This window comes from Enterobacter sp. SCRI0065 (assembly GCF_059766475.1).
Window position 1 is genome coordinate 1,079,288 of the sequence record NZ_JCBAJB010000001.1, and the last position, 13,664, is coordinate 1,092,951.

Here is a 13,664-nt window from a genome sequence, read left to right on the forward strand (position 1 = left end):
AATTCTCAATAAAGAACGTTTCACTGGTTGTTAGAACGGAAAGTAATATAAATGACTATTTCGGCAGTAAGGACTGCAAGCCGTAAAGTGCTCCAGATGGAGGGATGTCTATGTACGCATAAAATGCTGCAAAAACGACCGTATTAGCCCCTCTCACCCCGCCGTATATGCATCGCGCAGATAATCATTACTGAAAATAAGCTAATCGTCCTGCGCCCAGTCGCCACGCCGTATATTCACTGTGGTTATAAGTAAGACTATTTTGTTCATTTAAATCATGATAACGTCTGTTTACTATCGTTTGGACATCCATACTGCTAAACCGCTATATGCGTAACGGATAAGTAAAATAATGATTGTTCTCAGGAATATTTCGAAGATTTTTGACAACGGAAAAGTGGCGCTGACTGCCGTTGATAACGTCAATTTGACGATCGAGCAGGGACAGATATACGGAATTATTGGCTACAGCGGCGCGGGTAAAAGTACCTTAATTCGTCTGCTCAACGGCCTGGAAAAACCGACCTCTGGCAACGTGACCATTAATGGCCAGGATATCTCAGCGGCAAAAGGTGAAGCATTACGCCAGGCGCGACTGAAAATTAGCATGGTTTTTCAACACTTCAACCTGCTGTGGTCGCGTACGGTAACCGAGAATATCGCGTTTTCCATGCAAATCGCGGGCGTGCCGAAAGCCAAAATCAAGGCTCGGGTGGCTGAGCTTGTGGAGCTGGTTGGGCTGAAGGGGCGTGAACACGCCTACCCGTCACAGCTTAGCGGCGGTCAGAAGCAGCGCGTGGGTATTGCCCGTGCACTGGCGAACAATCCGGACGTGCTGCTGTGTGACGAAGCCACCTCCGCGCTGGATCCGCAGACTACCGATCAAATTCTGGATCTGCTGCTTGATATCAACCGTCGGTTCAAATTAACCATCGTGCTGATTACGCACGAGATGCACGTGGTGCGCAAAATTTGCGATCGCGTGGCGGTGATGGAAGACGGCAAAGTCGTGGAGGAGGGCGATGTCCTGAACGTCTTTACCCATCCACAAAAACCGATCACCCAGCAGTTTGTGCGCCAGGTCAGTCAGTATCACGAGGAAGAAGCCTTCAACCCGGAACTGGCAAACGAACTCGAAGGCACGGTCATCAAATTGACGTTTACCGGGCACAGCACCCATAGGCCGATTGTGGGCGAACTGACCCTGCGTTACGGCCTGCCGTTTAACATTTTACACGGCAAAATGACCCAAACCGCGCACGGCGTATTCGGCCAGCTCTGGCTACACGTGGTGGCAACGGAAGAACAATTGAACAATATCCTCGCCGACCTGAAGCACAGCGATATTGATGGTGAGGTAATTAAGCATGGCTGAGAATCTCTTCCCGCATCTGAAGTGGGACCAACTGTGGGCCGCGACGCTCGAAACCCTTTATATGACCGCGCTTTCCGGTATCGCAACCTTTGTATTGGGTATTGCGCTGGGATTAGCGCTGTTTTTAACGGCACGCGGTGGGCTGTTTCATAATCGCACTTTGTATAGCGTGATCTCCATTGTGGTGAACGTGTTCCGTTCTATTCCGTTCATCATTCTGATCGTGCTGTTGATTCCGTTTACCAAAACTATCGTCGGCACCATTCTGGGTGCGAACGCGGCGCTGCCCGCGCTGATCGTGGGTGCCGCACCGTTCTACGCTCGCCTGGTAGAGATTGCCCTGCGCGAAGTGGACAAAGGGGTGATCGAAGCGACGCGCTCCATGGGCGCACGGTTAAGTACGTTAATTTTTCGGGTTTTGCTGCCGGAATCCTCACCTGCACTGGTATCAGGCATTACGGTGACGTTGATTGCACTGGTGAGCTACAGCGCAATGGCAGGGGTGATTGGGGCCGGCGGTTTGGGAAATCTGGCTTATCTGGAAGGATTCCAGCGCAACCATGGTGATGTCACGCTGGTGGCGACGGTGACGATTTTGATCATCGTTTTCATTATCCAGTTCTGCGGCGATGTCATTACTTCACTGTTAGATAAACGATAAATACCCATAATTCACAGGAACACACATCATGAAAAAAACACTGACATTGATTGCCGCCGCAACCCTGAGCGCCCTGAGCTTTGCTTCATGGGCTGATACGCTGACTGTGGGCGCATCCAACACGCCGCATGCCGAAATTCTGGAACAGGCGAAACCGATTCTGGCGAAGCAGGGTATCGATCTGGAGATCAAACCGTTCCAGGATTACATTCTGCCAAATACCGCGCTGGCGGGCCGCGACATCGATGCCAACTATTTCCAGCACATCCCGTATCTGAACAGCGTACTGAAGGATCATGCTGGCGATAAAGATTACGATTTCGTCAGTGCAGGTGCGATTCACATCGAGCCGATTGGAATTTACTCCAAGAAGTATAAATCGCTGAAGGACCTGCCGGAAGGCGGCAAAATCATCATGCGCGATGCGGTATCTGAAGAAGGCCGTATTCTCTCTATCTTCGAAAAAGAGGGTGTGATTAAGCTGAAGCCGGGCATCGATAAAGTGACCGCGCGCATTAGCGATATCATTGAGAACCCGAAAAAACTGCAATTTACGCCAAACGTTGAAGCTGCGCTGTTGCCGCAGATGTACAACAACGATGAGGGAGCAGCCGTGGTGATTAACGCCAACTACGCGATTGATGCAGGTCTGGACCCGGTTCACGATCCGATTGCCGTAGAGAGCGGTGAAAACAACCCGTATGCCAATATCATTACTGTTCATCGCGGCGACGAGAAGAAGAAAGACATCGTGGCGCTGGTGGACGTGCTGCACTCTAAAGAAATTCAGGACTGGATCCGCACCAAATACAAAGGCGCTGTGATCCCTGTTAATAACTAATCTGCTGATTTCTTTGCTAAAGCCCGGCGAGGTTCTCGCCGGGCTTCTTTTTTGTATCCGGCCTATGAATCATTTATGCTGCTTGTTTGAAGCAATGGAGTGATAACAATGGGCAATGTGACTAAAGACGAAGCGCTTTACCAGGAGATGTGCCGGGTGGTCGGAAAGGTGGTGCTTGAGATGCGTGATTTAGGGCAGGAGCCAAAGCATATTGTTATTGCGGGCGTGCTGCGTACCGCGCTGGCGAACCAGCGCGTGGCGCGCAGTGAGCTGACCACTGAAGCTATGATAACGGTGGTTAAAGCGCTGGCTGGCTAGGCCGCCAGCGTTTGGCTATCTGCTCAAGAGAACAACAGAGTAGATAGTAAACGACACCGGTAAAGATAAAGATGGCCACCGGGTAAATCTGTACCCGGTTGTTTACCTGGCCTGCGACGGTCGTCAGTTCCGGCACGTTAACAATAAACGCCAGCGACGTGTCCTTCAGCAAGTTGATAAAGATCCCCAGCAGCGACGGCAAAATATTGCGCAATACCTGAGGTAACAGGATCAACCACAGCGTTTGCTGCGTGCCAAATCCCTGCGTCAACGCCGCTTCGTATTGCCCTGTGGGCAAGGCCCGCAGACCCGCCAGCACCGAGTGCATCACGGCCGCTGCCGTAAACCATGCCAGCGCCAGCGTGACGGTGAGCGCGCCCGGTAAATCCGCGCCGGTCATGAGTGGCAGCAGATACCACATCCAGAAGATGACGAAGATAAGCGGAATACCGCGAATCAACTCAGCCCACAAGAATAACGTTTTACGCACCCAGCCCGGATAACGCCAGGCAAGACTGGCCAGTACAATACCGCCAGGCAGCGCCAGCACGGCGGCTCCCAGTGCCATCAATAACGTCAGCAGTACGCCACCAGGCTGGCCTGCGGACATCCTTCCCCACAGCAGATAATCCAGATTGTCGGTAATGACGGTGAATCCTGTGATCATGCGTTTACCCTCCGTTGGCGACCTTTTTGCGTTGAGGGCCCGAGCTTCACGAGCACGAGTCCCAGCGCGATACCGGTCAGCAGGTAAAGCACCGTGCCAACGGTAAACGCCTCAAGCGCATGAGCGTTATAGCTTTCGATTTGCCGCACCTGATAGGTCAGTTCGGCAAAGCCAATCCCGCTGGCAAGCGAAGAGAGCTTCATCAGATTCAGATATTGCCCGACAACCGGCTGCCAGGCGTTAGCGAGCCCTTGTGGCAGCAAAATGTAGCGAAACAGACGCCAGGCCGAAAAGCCTTGTGCCAGCGCGGCCTGTCGTTGCCCGTTTGAAACGGCGTGGAGTCCAGATTCGATCTCTTCGATGAGAAACGCAGAGGTGAAAACGCCCAAACCCCAGGCAGAGCACAGAAACTCGGGCGTAAACCACCAGACATCGCCCGGCAGAATAGACCAGGCGTGATCGGCGTTGATGACATCGCGAAAAGCCACAGGTAGCCCATTCCACGCGGCAAAATACCAGAATAGTAACTGAACCAGTAACGGCGTATTTCGAAACACCGAGACCCATATGGACACTATGGCGTGACCGGTTTTACCGCCCGCCAGGCGCAACAGCAAAAACAGAATGGCAAAGACGCTGGCGATAATTATCCCGGCGAGCGTTACCCATAAGGTGGTCAAAAAACCGGAGAGGATCCACTGCAAGGGTTGCCCGGTTAGCACTCCTTGCCAGTCGAGCGCGGGCATTATGGCTGCTCCTGATGCAGTGGGTTCAGCACCTTTTGCAGAAAACGCCGCGCGCGCGGATGCGCAGGATGGTGAAAAAACTGCTCTGGTGGCGCGGTTTCCAGAATCTGTCCGCCGTCGATAAATACGATCCGGTCGGCAATTTCGCGGGCAAACTGCATCTCATGCGTGACCACAATCATGGTAATACCACTGTGGGCCAATGCCTTCATGACGAACAGCACTTCACCAATCATCTCGGGATCCAGCGCGGAAGTCGGCTCATCAAACAGGATGATTTGCGGAGAGGACGCCAGCGCCCGGGCGATAGCGACCCGCTGTTGTTGTCCACCGGAAAGCTCAGCCGGGAAATGTTCGGCCTTTTCCAGCATACCGACCTTTTCCAGTAGCGTTAGCGCACGTTCCTGCGCCTGCTGAGGGGGCCAGCCGTGGACATGCTCCAAAGCCAACGAGATATTCTGGCGCGCCGTAAGGTGGGCGTAGAGATTAAACTGCTGGAATACAAACCCGACGCGGCTTCGAAGCTGACGTAACGCCGCACGGTTAAGTTGCCCGGTGGGTTTACCGTCGATCAGGATTTCGCCGCCGTTGAGTGATTCAAGCTGATTGATTAAGCGGATTAACGTGGATTTACCGGAACCGGATGGACCCAGGATCGCCACCACTTCGCCGGGGGAGATACTGAGATTGACGCCGTCCAGGACGCGGTGATCGCCAAAGCTTTTCACGACGTCGCGAAACTCAACGCTTGCCTGGTCCAGATGTGAAAAATCCGCGGCACGGGCCGCGGAGCGTGAGAATAAACCTGAGAGCATCTTACTGGGCTTCTATTGTAAAGGCGCGGGGTTGCGGAGATTGGGTTTGTGGGCCAAACCAGACGTCGTAAATCCTGGCGGCTTCGCCGGTTTTCTCAAGATTTACCAACTCGTCGTTAACCACCTTGAGCAGGGAGGTTTCCCCTTTTTTTACGCCTACGCCGATCTCTTCTTTACTCAACAGGTCCGGAAGAATTTTGAAGTTGGCTTTATCCGGAGCCTGAGCCAGCAGGCCCGCCAGGATCGTGCTGTCCTGGGTGATCGCCTGAACGTTGCCGTTACGCAGCGCGGTCAACGCCAGTGGGATATCATCGTAGGAGAGCACGCGAGACTGCGGGAAGCGCTGATGCAGCGCCTGCTCACCGGTAGTGCCTTTTACTGCACCAATGCGAGCCTTGCTATAGTCGTCCAGCTTATCTGCCGATTTTGCCGGGACCAGGAACTGTTGGCCGGTGACAAAATACGGCGTGGAAAAATCGATGACCTGCGCGCGTTCTGGGGTGATGGTGATATCGGCAACGATAAGATCGGCTTTACCTGATTGCAGAAGCGGAATACGGTTTGCCGGGTTAGTCGCCACCAGCTCCAGCTTAACGCCTAATTTTTTGGCCAACGCTTTTGCGAAATCGACGTCATACCCGACGATGTCATGCGTTTTCGCATCTATAGAGCCGAACGGCGGATTGGCATCAAATGTGGCGACCTTTACGACGCCAGCCGCTTTGATATCAGCCAGTTGGTCTGCCTGTGCCTGAGCGGACAGAATCCCACCTGCAGTCAGTAATCCCAGCGCCAGTGCGAGTTGATGATGATACTTTTTGTGTGTAGCCATAGTTCCCTCAGATATCCCGTCGTTTTTGTTTTGTTCCGTTACGCTCCCATAAGCGTTCTCCCTCGCCAAATAAGAAAAAGTTCTTTGCTATATGCAAAAAGATATTAGTGAACAATGTGTTACCAGCAAGTAGCGGAAAAGAAGGCTTTTGCGGTTAACAGAAATCGTCTGCCGATAATGATATTTCGCGCAGGGCGAGGAGCGTGATTTACTCAGATTGAGCAGAGAGATGAGGAGAGGTCATCATGCAAAACTGGATAAATACGTTACGGCGGTTTTTTGTTGGTAAATCAGAGCGCGCAGAGAACAGTGCGCAACGTGTTATTGAATCCGTTCTGCCGATTGCCAGCTTGTACGGCGTGGATGTGGCGAACATTGATCCGGAGTGGTTCCATGACAAAACACCACGCTGAGCTGCGCCACACGCGCGTCACCTACTGGAACGAGCTGTGCCTGGGCTCTGTAAAGCCCTGATGAGCGGAAAAGTACGCGGCAAACATCTCGGTAGAAGAGGTTAATTTTGGTACCAATGTGGCCCTTGAACACGGGAGCCACTGATGAAACGGACCACACTAGCGACATTTTCTTCTCTATTATTTTTCACGGCATTACAGGCACACGCTGGCCCTCAGGCGCATGTGGTATGTGCGTATAGCCACAATCTGGGGGATGATGCCATCATGATGTTTGGTATGCCTGACCATGCGATGCTGCATGATTTCTTCGGCAATACCCATACCGACGCCAGCTCATCCAACGCGTCATTGCGCGCAAAGCCTGATACCACCTGCGATAACAAAGCCGATAGCTCGGCCTATTGGTCACCCTCGCTGCGGTTGCCCGACGGAACGGTGGTAAAACCGGCCTATCAGAAAACCTATTATCAGGCGTCGAACGTCGAGCTTAATCCTCTGCACCCTTTCCCGGCCGGACTGGCGTTGCTGGCGGGCGATCATCACGGCGTTAAACCCAATCCTCATATCACCTTCTTATGCGCTAACGGTAAGGGCTACAGCAATAAGACGGGGGAAATCTGCGGTCTGCGAAAAGCGAAGGACGCCGTGCAGTTTAATATCGGTATTCAGTTCCCCAACTGCTGGGACGGCATAAACCTTAAGCCGGCTCATGGCCTGGCAAATGCCACCTACGATAGTCATGGGGAATGCCCGTCGGCGTTTCCGGTCAAAATCCCAACCGTTAACATGAATATTGCCTACGTGATCCCGGGGATAACCGCTTTGGATACGGGCAAAGCCCAGCTTTCTCTCGATCCCACCATGCATGGCGACGAACGTGAAGAAAACTGGGGAAGCCTTTACACAGCACATGCTGATTTTATGAACGGCTGGACGGAAGAGGGCGCTCGCTTCATGACTGATTTTTGCATGAATCGCGGGATGGACTGCGGAACCAATGTGCCTTACGGCTTTTCCCAGGCAAAAGAGAGCGTGTGGTTGAGTAGCGTTGAACCGGATACCCGAATACCCGCTCCGCAAGCGCTGCTGGTGCAGGATAACTGGCAAAACGGAGGCCGAACCGCAAACACGGAAACCCTGTCACTGGTGAAATTTACCATCCCAGCCCAGCCTGCCGGGCAGGATTCTGCCTTGTTTAAGTATCGTGTGCGTATTTACGGTGGCAAGGTTGAAACAAACGGTGCCGATCAGATCTTCTTCTATCCGGCCAGCAATGACTGGAACGGCGCGAGCGTGACGTGGAAAACGCGTCCGGCCTGTACTTACAAATCAGATGCCGTGCTCTATCTCGACAACAAGCGTGAATATCGGATGGTCGATGTTGATAAAGCGGTGCGCAAGGCTTTGGCTCAGGGGAAAACCGAAATTTCATGGTATATCGGCGGGGATCGTCAGGGGAATCACTATCAGTTTGAACCCGGCTCTTCGCAGGAAAGCCTGATACTGATGCTGACGGGCTTCAAAAAGACGCCGGAAATTTAAGGCGCAAAGAGGAAAAGCACCGGGCGCAATGCACGGTGCAGAGGTTCGCATTTAGATCTTGCAGGCATCGCCGCAGTCGTCATCAGCGATCACGGCTTGCGCTTTTTTATCCGCATCTTCCAGACGTTCCGCATTACGCTCTTCGGCTTCATCCAGTCCGCTAAACACCAGATTCTCGAGATCAATTTCCATCATTTACCTGCTTGGTTCGTTTTTGCTGTAGAAACATTATAGGGCAAAAATATCGCCGGATGAACATCGCCGCACGTAAGGATAATCCCTGCCATACTGATCAATTAACGATTCAAAGGAGCGGCAACGATCGTTTTATGTCAGACCTGATGCTGGATTCAGGACAAAAATATATTGCTTGTCTGAAATGTAGCGCGGTAGTTAAACTTTAAGAGTGTGATCCCGATCATGCCTACACTAAAACAGAAAAAGAGACACTGCTATGCAACATATCATTGAAGGTTTTCTCAGCTTTCAAAAAGAGATTTTTCCGCAACGTAAAGAGCTTTTTCGCAGCTTAGCCTCCAGCCAGAATCCCAAAGCGCTGTTCATCTCCTGCTCTGACAGCCGTCTGGTTCCTGAACTGGTGACGCAGCAAGATCCGGGACAGCTCTTTGTCATTCGTAATGCTGGCAATATCGTGCCGCCTTTCGGGCCAGAACCCGGTGGCGTGTCGGCTACCATCGAATACGCCGTCGTGGCGCTGGGTGTTACCGACATTGTGATTTGCGGTCACTCTAACTGTGGTGCCATGAAGGCGATTGCTGATAACGCGAATCTGGACCCTATGCCAGCGGTGTCACATTGGCTGCGCTATTCCGATGCGGCAAAAGCGGTGGTGGAAAATAAAAGCTGGGACAATCCGACGGACAAAGTTAACGCCATGGTCCAGGAAAACGTGTTTGCTCAATTGAGCAACATCAAAACCCACCCTTCGGTGGCGGTAGGCCTGCGTAACAACACCATCCGTCTGCACGGCTGGGTTTACGATATTGAAAGCGGCGACATTCGTGCGCTGGATAAAGACAGTAAAACCTTTATTTCGCTGTCTGATAATCCGGGCGTTTTCTTCGAATAAATCGTCGCGTAAAGGGCGGGATATCCCGCCCTGAATCTTATCAGTCTTCAATAAACGGCAATCGTCTGCGCGCACGCGTAGCTGGCATTATCGCCGCTTTGGCTATTGCTTCCCCGATTTCTGCACTGACCACCAGTCCCTGAACAAAAGGTTGGTCATGCATCAGGTAAGGTAACGCGCCAAAGGCAATGCGACCTCGAAGGTATTCAGGCTCAAGCAGGGTGTAATCATCGCCAACGTCTGGAATATCTTCTCCGGCAGATTCGAGCTGTTTACGAAGCGTAGGGAACGGCAGATCTTTGGTTTTAAGCGGTTTCTGACCGCGCGCGTCGATAAACGTATCGAAGGTCCAGGTCTCGCCCCGGGCATTAATCACCGTCCGATCCTCTTTGAGTGCCATTTCATAATCGTTGCCAAGCTCAAGAATGCTAATGATACCCGCCTCGCGCAGGGCCAGTAGTCTGCGGATAGACTGGGAAGGAATGGCGGCATAGTTGTCGATAAATACGCGTGCCAGCCCATGATTAAAGCGTTCCCGGTCCTGCTCGCTGAGGTGAGGCACAATTTCTTGCACGGCCTCGTGCAGGCGCAGGACGGTATAACGCCACGGCACCGTCCGCCTGTCGCGCTTGTTACGCTCCACTTCATCAAGGTTTGATACCGCCCAGCGAAAAGGACCGTGCTGTTGCCGGTCGGCAAACCATGCGTCACGAATGCTGTCAGCATCAAGGGTGTTTAACGCCATCGTCTGGCACCACTGCGGGTCGGCCAACTCAAGCTCGCGCACGACCAGGCCGAAGATACGGTCGAGTAAGCCTTCTGATCCTTTCTCTATTTCCGCCTCTATCGCCTGTTCCGTGACGAGGGTTAACGGCTCGTAGGGGATAGGGCAGTAAAAATCGGCTTCCGGAAGGATGCCCGAGCGGGACATCAGAACAATTTTAAGCGCCTCGCTGCCTTCATCCAGTCGGAAGTGGGTAGGTTCGCCCTCGCGCTCAGTGAATTCACCGTGTTGGATGACCACGGCCATTGCTGCGTCTAGCCCGCTAAGAGAAGTCCCCATGATACCGACGCGGCAGGCGCTGATTTTTGCCTCCATCAGCCCGGACCATGGGCTTGGGAAGAAGGCGCGCGGCGTGGTGTCCTCTTCAGGCCAGACGTGACCGGTGGCGATAACGGCCAGCCCAAACGGTTCGGGTTCGGCATGACCTGCGGTCCACACGCATGCTCCCTCGGGGGTGGCCTGTACGTCGATAACCTGGCAGGATTCCCGGACGTTAACCTCAAATCCTTGTTTTTTGGCCTGCTCAAGAAGGGCCAAAAACCGATTGCGGAAATACTCACCGAGCAAAATGCGCGGCAGGAATTGTCTGTCGTGTAGGGACGCTTTCTGCACGCCGTAGCGCGCCAGATGGGCCTCGCTTTGATTGCGCAGCCAATCAAGATAGGTGATGAAAATGGGCGGAATTTCGATACTGGCGATGTTGGCCAGCATCATTCGGGAGTTATCTTCATCGCTGTAGGGCATACCCACGCCAGCCTCATTGGCTTGCTCAAAGACCGTGACGGAAAGTGGCGTGTCGTTTTTCAGCAGAGAAAAAAGGGTGTAAATACCCGTCGGCCCTGCGCCGACAATCGCGATCTGTTTCATAGAGTTTTTACCCGCTGTTTTTTTTACCGAATCCATGGGAGATAAAAGCCATGCAGGATAATTGTGGTAGAAACTGGGCAATGAGCAAATAAGGGAGAGTGTCAGGATTGAAAATCAGAATGGGATGAAGAGAAATTCGCACCATTTCAGAGCTGAAATGGTGCGTCCGAGTGGACTCGAACCACCGACCCCCACCATGTCAAGGTGGTGCTCTAACCAACTGAGCTACGGACGCAGAATGGTGCGTTCAATTGGACTCGAACCAACGACCCCCACCATGTCAAGGTGGTGCTCTAACCAACTGAGCTATGAACGCAACGTGTTGTCTGGGACAACGGGGACGAATATTAGCGGCAGCCGCGGGATGAGGCAAGAGGGAAATCGCAATTTTCTTACTCTTTTCACGCGATTGCTTCATTCCCGCGCAAACTGGAGAGAAAGTAGCCGCACGCAGGCGGCTACCAAGGGATTAACGTGCGGCGCGCTGCAAAATGATGCTGGACGGTTGACGCTGCAGGAAACGCATACGAAGCATCATCAGGATGGCGGCAGAGGTTAAGCCGATGATAAAGCCCATCCAGAATCCGGCCGGGCCCATACGATCAACCACCAGATCGGTGAGCGCCAGCACGTAGCCGGTTGGCAGGCCGAGCACCCAGTACGCGGTAAAGGTAATGAAGAAGATCGAACGCGTATCTTTATACCCGCGAAGAATACCGCTGCCAATCACCTGAATGGAGTCTGAGATCTGGTACACCGCCGCCAGCAGCATCAGCTGAGACGCCAGGGTGATGACTTCCGGATTGTCATTGTAGAGCAGGGCGATGTGTTCGCGCAGGGTGACGGTGAAGATCGCCGTACACACCGCCATACACACGCCGACACCCAGACCGGTGCGCGCGGCCGTTTGCGCATCGAGCGTCGAGCCCTGTCCCAGACGATAGCCCACGCGGATGGTGACCGCAGCCGCCAGCGACATAGGCAGTACGAACATCAGCGAACTAAAGTTCAGGGCAATCTGGTGACCGGCTACATCGACAATACCCAGTGGCGACACCAGCAGAGCGACAACCGCGAATAACGTCACTTCAAAAAACAGGGCCAGCGCGATAGGCAAGCCAAGCTGGGTCAGGCGTTTTAAAACAGCCATGTCCGGCCTGCTGAAACGTGATTCGTTACGAATATCGCGCATGGATCGCGCACGCTTCACGTAGGAAATCATGCTAAAGAACATCACCCAATACACGGCCGCCGTGGCCACGCCACAGCCGACGCCGCCCAGTTCAGGCATGCCAAAGTGACCGTAAATAAAGATGTAATTGACCGGGATGTTAACCAGCAATCCGATAAAACCCATCACCATGCCAGGCTTCGTTTTTGCCAACCCTTCGCACTGGTTACGCGCGACCTGGAAGAATAAATAGCCCGGAGCGCCCCACAGCAGTGCGCGCAGATAGCCTACGGCTTTATCGGCCAATGCCGGGTCGATGTTATCCATGGAGCGGATGATATAGCCCGCATTCCACAGCACTACCATGATCAGAATGGAGACGAAACCCGCCAGCCAGAACCCCTGGCGAATCTGGTGAGCGATACGCTCGCGTCGACCAGAACCATTCATTTGCGCAACGACGGGCGTTAATGCCAGCAGCAGTCCGTGACCAAAAAGGATCGCCGGCAACCAGATCGAAGTGCCGATGGCGACGGCGGCCATATCGGTGGCGCTATAGCCGCCGGCCATGACCGTATCGACGAAACCCATTGAAGTTTGAGCAACCTGCGCGATGATTACCGGTATTGCTAACGCTAATAACTGACGCGCTTCAATCATGTACTTCTGCACGTGAACACCTTTCATATTGTTGTTATTTGAGGGACTAAAAAAGCCGCCGTAACTGGCAGCAAGAAGAAAATACAGAGGGAATTCCAGCTATTGTAGCGGGGTTTCCCCGATTATCTAGTGAAAAAATCGCCAGAAAATGTGCTCCACTGGCAACCTGTATTTCCAACTGTTATTGTGATGGGATTAAACGGTGTTATCGCCGTCCGGAAAATACAGGAGTTGTTAGCATGTTTACTGGTATTGTGCAGGGCACAGCAAAACTGGTGTCCATTGATGAAAAACCTAATTTCCGTACCCACGTTGTCGAGCTGCCGGAATATATGCTCGATGGGCTGGAAACGGGAGCATCGGTTGCGCACAACGGTTGTTGTTTGACGGTTACCGGGATCGACGGTAATCGCATTAGCTTTGACCTGATGAAAGAGACGCTGCGCATCACCAACCTCGGTGAGCTGGTGGAAGGCGATACGGTTAACGTTGAGCGTGCGGCGAAGTTTAGCGACGAAATTGGCGGGCATTTAATGTCGGGCCATATTATGACGACCGCCGAGATATCAAAAATTCTGACCTCTGAAAATAACCGCCAAATCTGGTTTAAGGTTCAGGATCCAACGCTCATGAAATACATCCTGTATAAAGGATTTATTGGCATTGATGGTATCAGTTTGACGGTTGGCGAAGTGACACCAACCCGTTTCTGCGTGCATTTAATTCCTGAAACATTACAGCGCACCACGCTCGGCACTAAAAAACTGGGCCATCGCATCAATATTGAAATCGATCCGCAAACTCAGGCGGTCGTGGATACCGTTGAACGCGTGCTGGCGGCAAAAGAAGCGGCATTAAAGCTCGGATCTGAAGAATAAT

At 52.8% G+C, this 13,664-nt stretch carries 15 protein-coding genes and 2 tRNA genes; 8 read left to right on the forward strand and 9 right to left on the reverse strand.

Annotation, left to right across the window (positions count from 1 at the left end; genetic code table 11):
- The first annotated feature begins 352 nt into the window (after positions 1–352).
- The 4 genes from AC6EMZ_RS05260 to fumD all read left to right on the forward strand — a co-directional run bounded on the left by AC6EMZ_RS05260 (position 353) and on the right by fumD (position 3,195).
- The gene (locus tag AC6EMZ_RS05260; RefSeq protein ID WP_498401345.1) at positions 353–1,375 is read left to right on the forward strand and encodes a methionine ABC transporter ATP-binding protein; all 1,023 of its coding nucleotides are present in this window, start codon (positions 353–355) and stop codon (positions 1,373–1,375) included.
- On the forward strand, positions 1,368–2,036 hold the full coding sequence (locus tag AC6EMZ_RS05265; RefSeq protein ID WP_498401346.1) for a methionine ABC transporter permease: 669 nt from the start codon (positions 1,368–1,370) through the stop codon (positions 2,034–2,036). Before AC6EMZ_RS05260 ends, AC6EMZ_RS05265 begins: the two co-directional genes overlap by 8 nt.
- 28 nt (positions 2,037–2,064) lie before the next feature.
- Positions 2,065–2,877 (forward strand): MetQ/NlpA family ABC transporter substrate-binding protein, encoded by an 813-nt coding sequence (locus tag AC6EMZ_RS05270; RefSeq protein ID WP_498401347.1) that lies wholly within the window; start codon positions 2,065–2,067, stop codon positions 2,875–2,877.
- A gap of 108 nt (positions 2,878–2,985) precedes the next feature.
- Positions 2,986–3,195: a fumarate hydratase FumD gene (gene fumD, locus AC6EMZ_RS05275; RefSeq protein ID WP_498401348.1), complete on the forward strand. Its 210-nt coding sequence runs from the start codon at positions 2,986–2,988 to the stop codon at positions 3,193–3,195.
- Here fumD and AC6EMZ_RS05280 read toward each other — a convergent pair.
- Genes AC6EMZ_RS05280 through AC6EMZ_RS05295 form a run of 4 tightly spaced genes read right to left on the reverse strand, consistent with a single transcriptional unit; the run spans position 3,176 to position 6,255 of the window.
- Positions 3,176–3,862: an amino acid ABC transporter permease gene (locus AC6EMZ_RS05280; protein WP_498401349.1), complete on the reverse strand. Its 687-nt coding sequence runs from the start codon at positions 3,860–3,862 to the stop codon at positions 3,176–3,178. The genes fumD and AC6EMZ_RS05280 overlap by 20 nt on opposite strands.
- A complete protein-coding gene (locus AC6EMZ_RS05285) occupies positions 3,859–4,608 on the reverse strand; it encodes an amino acid ABC transporter permease (RefSeq protein WP_498401351.1) in 750 nt (249 codons plus the stop codon). Before AC6EMZ_RS05285 ends, AC6EMZ_RS05280 begins: the two co-directional genes overlap by 4 nt.
- Positions 4,608–5,423: an amino acid ABC transporter ATP-binding protein gene (locus AC6EMZ_RS05290; RefSeq protein ID WP_498401352.1), complete on the reverse strand. Its 816-nt coding sequence runs from the start codon at positions 5,421–5,423 to the stop codon at positions 4,608–4,610. Before AC6EMZ_RS05290 ends, AC6EMZ_RS05285 begins: the two co-directional genes overlap by 1 nt.
- A 1-nt stretch (position 5,424) precedes the next feature.
- Positions 5,425–6,255 carry an ABC transporter substrate-binding protein gene (locus tag AC6EMZ_RS05295; protein ID WP_498401353.1) on the reverse strand — a complete coding sequence of 277 codons (831 nt, stop codon included), beginning with the start codon at positions 6,253–6,255 and terminating at the stop codon, positions 5,425–5,427.
- Positions 6,256–6,500: 245 nt separating this feature from the next.
- Here AC6EMZ_RS05295 and AC6EMZ_RS05300 point away from each other — a divergent pair, with 245 nt between their 5' ends.
- Together AC6EMZ_RS05300 and AC6EMZ_RS05305 are read left to right on the forward strand one after the other, a co-directional pair.
- Entirely contained in the window at positions 6,501–6,668 is a 168-nt protein-coding gene (locus AC6EMZ_RS05300) for a hypothetical protein (protein WP_498401354.1), read from the forward strand.
- Positions 6,669–6,812: 144 nt separating this feature from the next.
- A complete protein-coding gene (locus AC6EMZ_RS05305; RefSeq protein ID WP_498401355.1) occupies positions 6,813–8,213 on the forward strand; it encodes a DUF1996 domain-containing protein in 1,401 nt (466 codons plus the stop codon).
- A gap of 51 nt (positions 8,214–8,264) precedes the next feature.
- Here AC6EMZ_RS05305 and AC6EMZ_RS05310 read toward each other — a convergent pair whose 3' ends face one another.
- A complete protein-coding gene (locus AC6EMZ_RS05310; protein WP_498401482.1) occupies positions 8,265–8,405 on the reverse strand; it encodes a hypothetical protein in 141 nt (46 codons plus the stop codon).
- Positions 8,406–8,667: 262 nt separating this feature from the next.
- Here AC6EMZ_RS05310 and AC6EMZ_RS05315 point away from each other — a divergent pair, with 262 nt between their 5' ends.
- On the forward strand, positions 8,668–9,303 hold the full coding sequence (locus AC6EMZ_RS05315; protein WP_498401356.1) for a carbonic anhydrase: 636 nt from the start codon (positions 8,668–8,670) through the stop codon (positions 9,301–9,303).
- 40 nt (positions 9,304–9,343) lie between these two features.
- Here the strand turns inward: AC6EMZ_RS05315 and AC6EMZ_RS05320 are convergent, their stop codons facing one another.
- The 4 genes from AC6EMZ_RS05320 to mdtK form a co-directional block, all read right to left on the reverse strand.
- Entirely contained in the window at positions 9,344–10,954 is a 1,611-nt protein-coding gene (locus AC6EMZ_RS05320; RefSeq protein WP_498401357.1) for an FAD-NAD(P)-binding protein, read from the reverse strand.
- A gap of 158 nt (positions 10,955–11,112) precedes the next feature.
- Positions 11,113–11,189, reverse strand: a tRNA-Val gene (locus AC6EMZ_RS05325).
- Positions 11,190–11,193: 4 nt separating this feature from the next.
- Positions 11,194–11,270 (reverse strand) — tRNA-Val (locus tag AC6EMZ_RS05330).
- A 153-nt stretch (positions 11,271–11,423) separates the two neighbouring features.
- Positions 11,424–12,797: an MdtK family multidrug efflux MATE transporter gene (gene mdtK, locus AC6EMZ_RS05335; RefSeq protein ID WP_498401358.1), complete on the reverse strand. Its 1,374-nt coding sequence runs from the start codon at positions 12,795–12,797 to the stop codon at positions 11,424–11,426.
- Positions 12,798–13,024: 227 nt separating this feature from the next.
- Here mdtK and AC6EMZ_RS05340 point away from each other — a divergent pair, with 227 nt between their 5' ends.
- The gene (locus AC6EMZ_RS05340) at positions 13,025–13,663 is read left to right on the forward strand and encodes a riboflavin synthase subunit alpha (RefSeq protein WP_498401360.1); all 639 of its coding nucleotides are present in this window, start codon (positions 13,025–13,027) and stop codon (positions 13,661–13,663) included.
- Position 13,664: the final 1 nt, after the last annotated feature.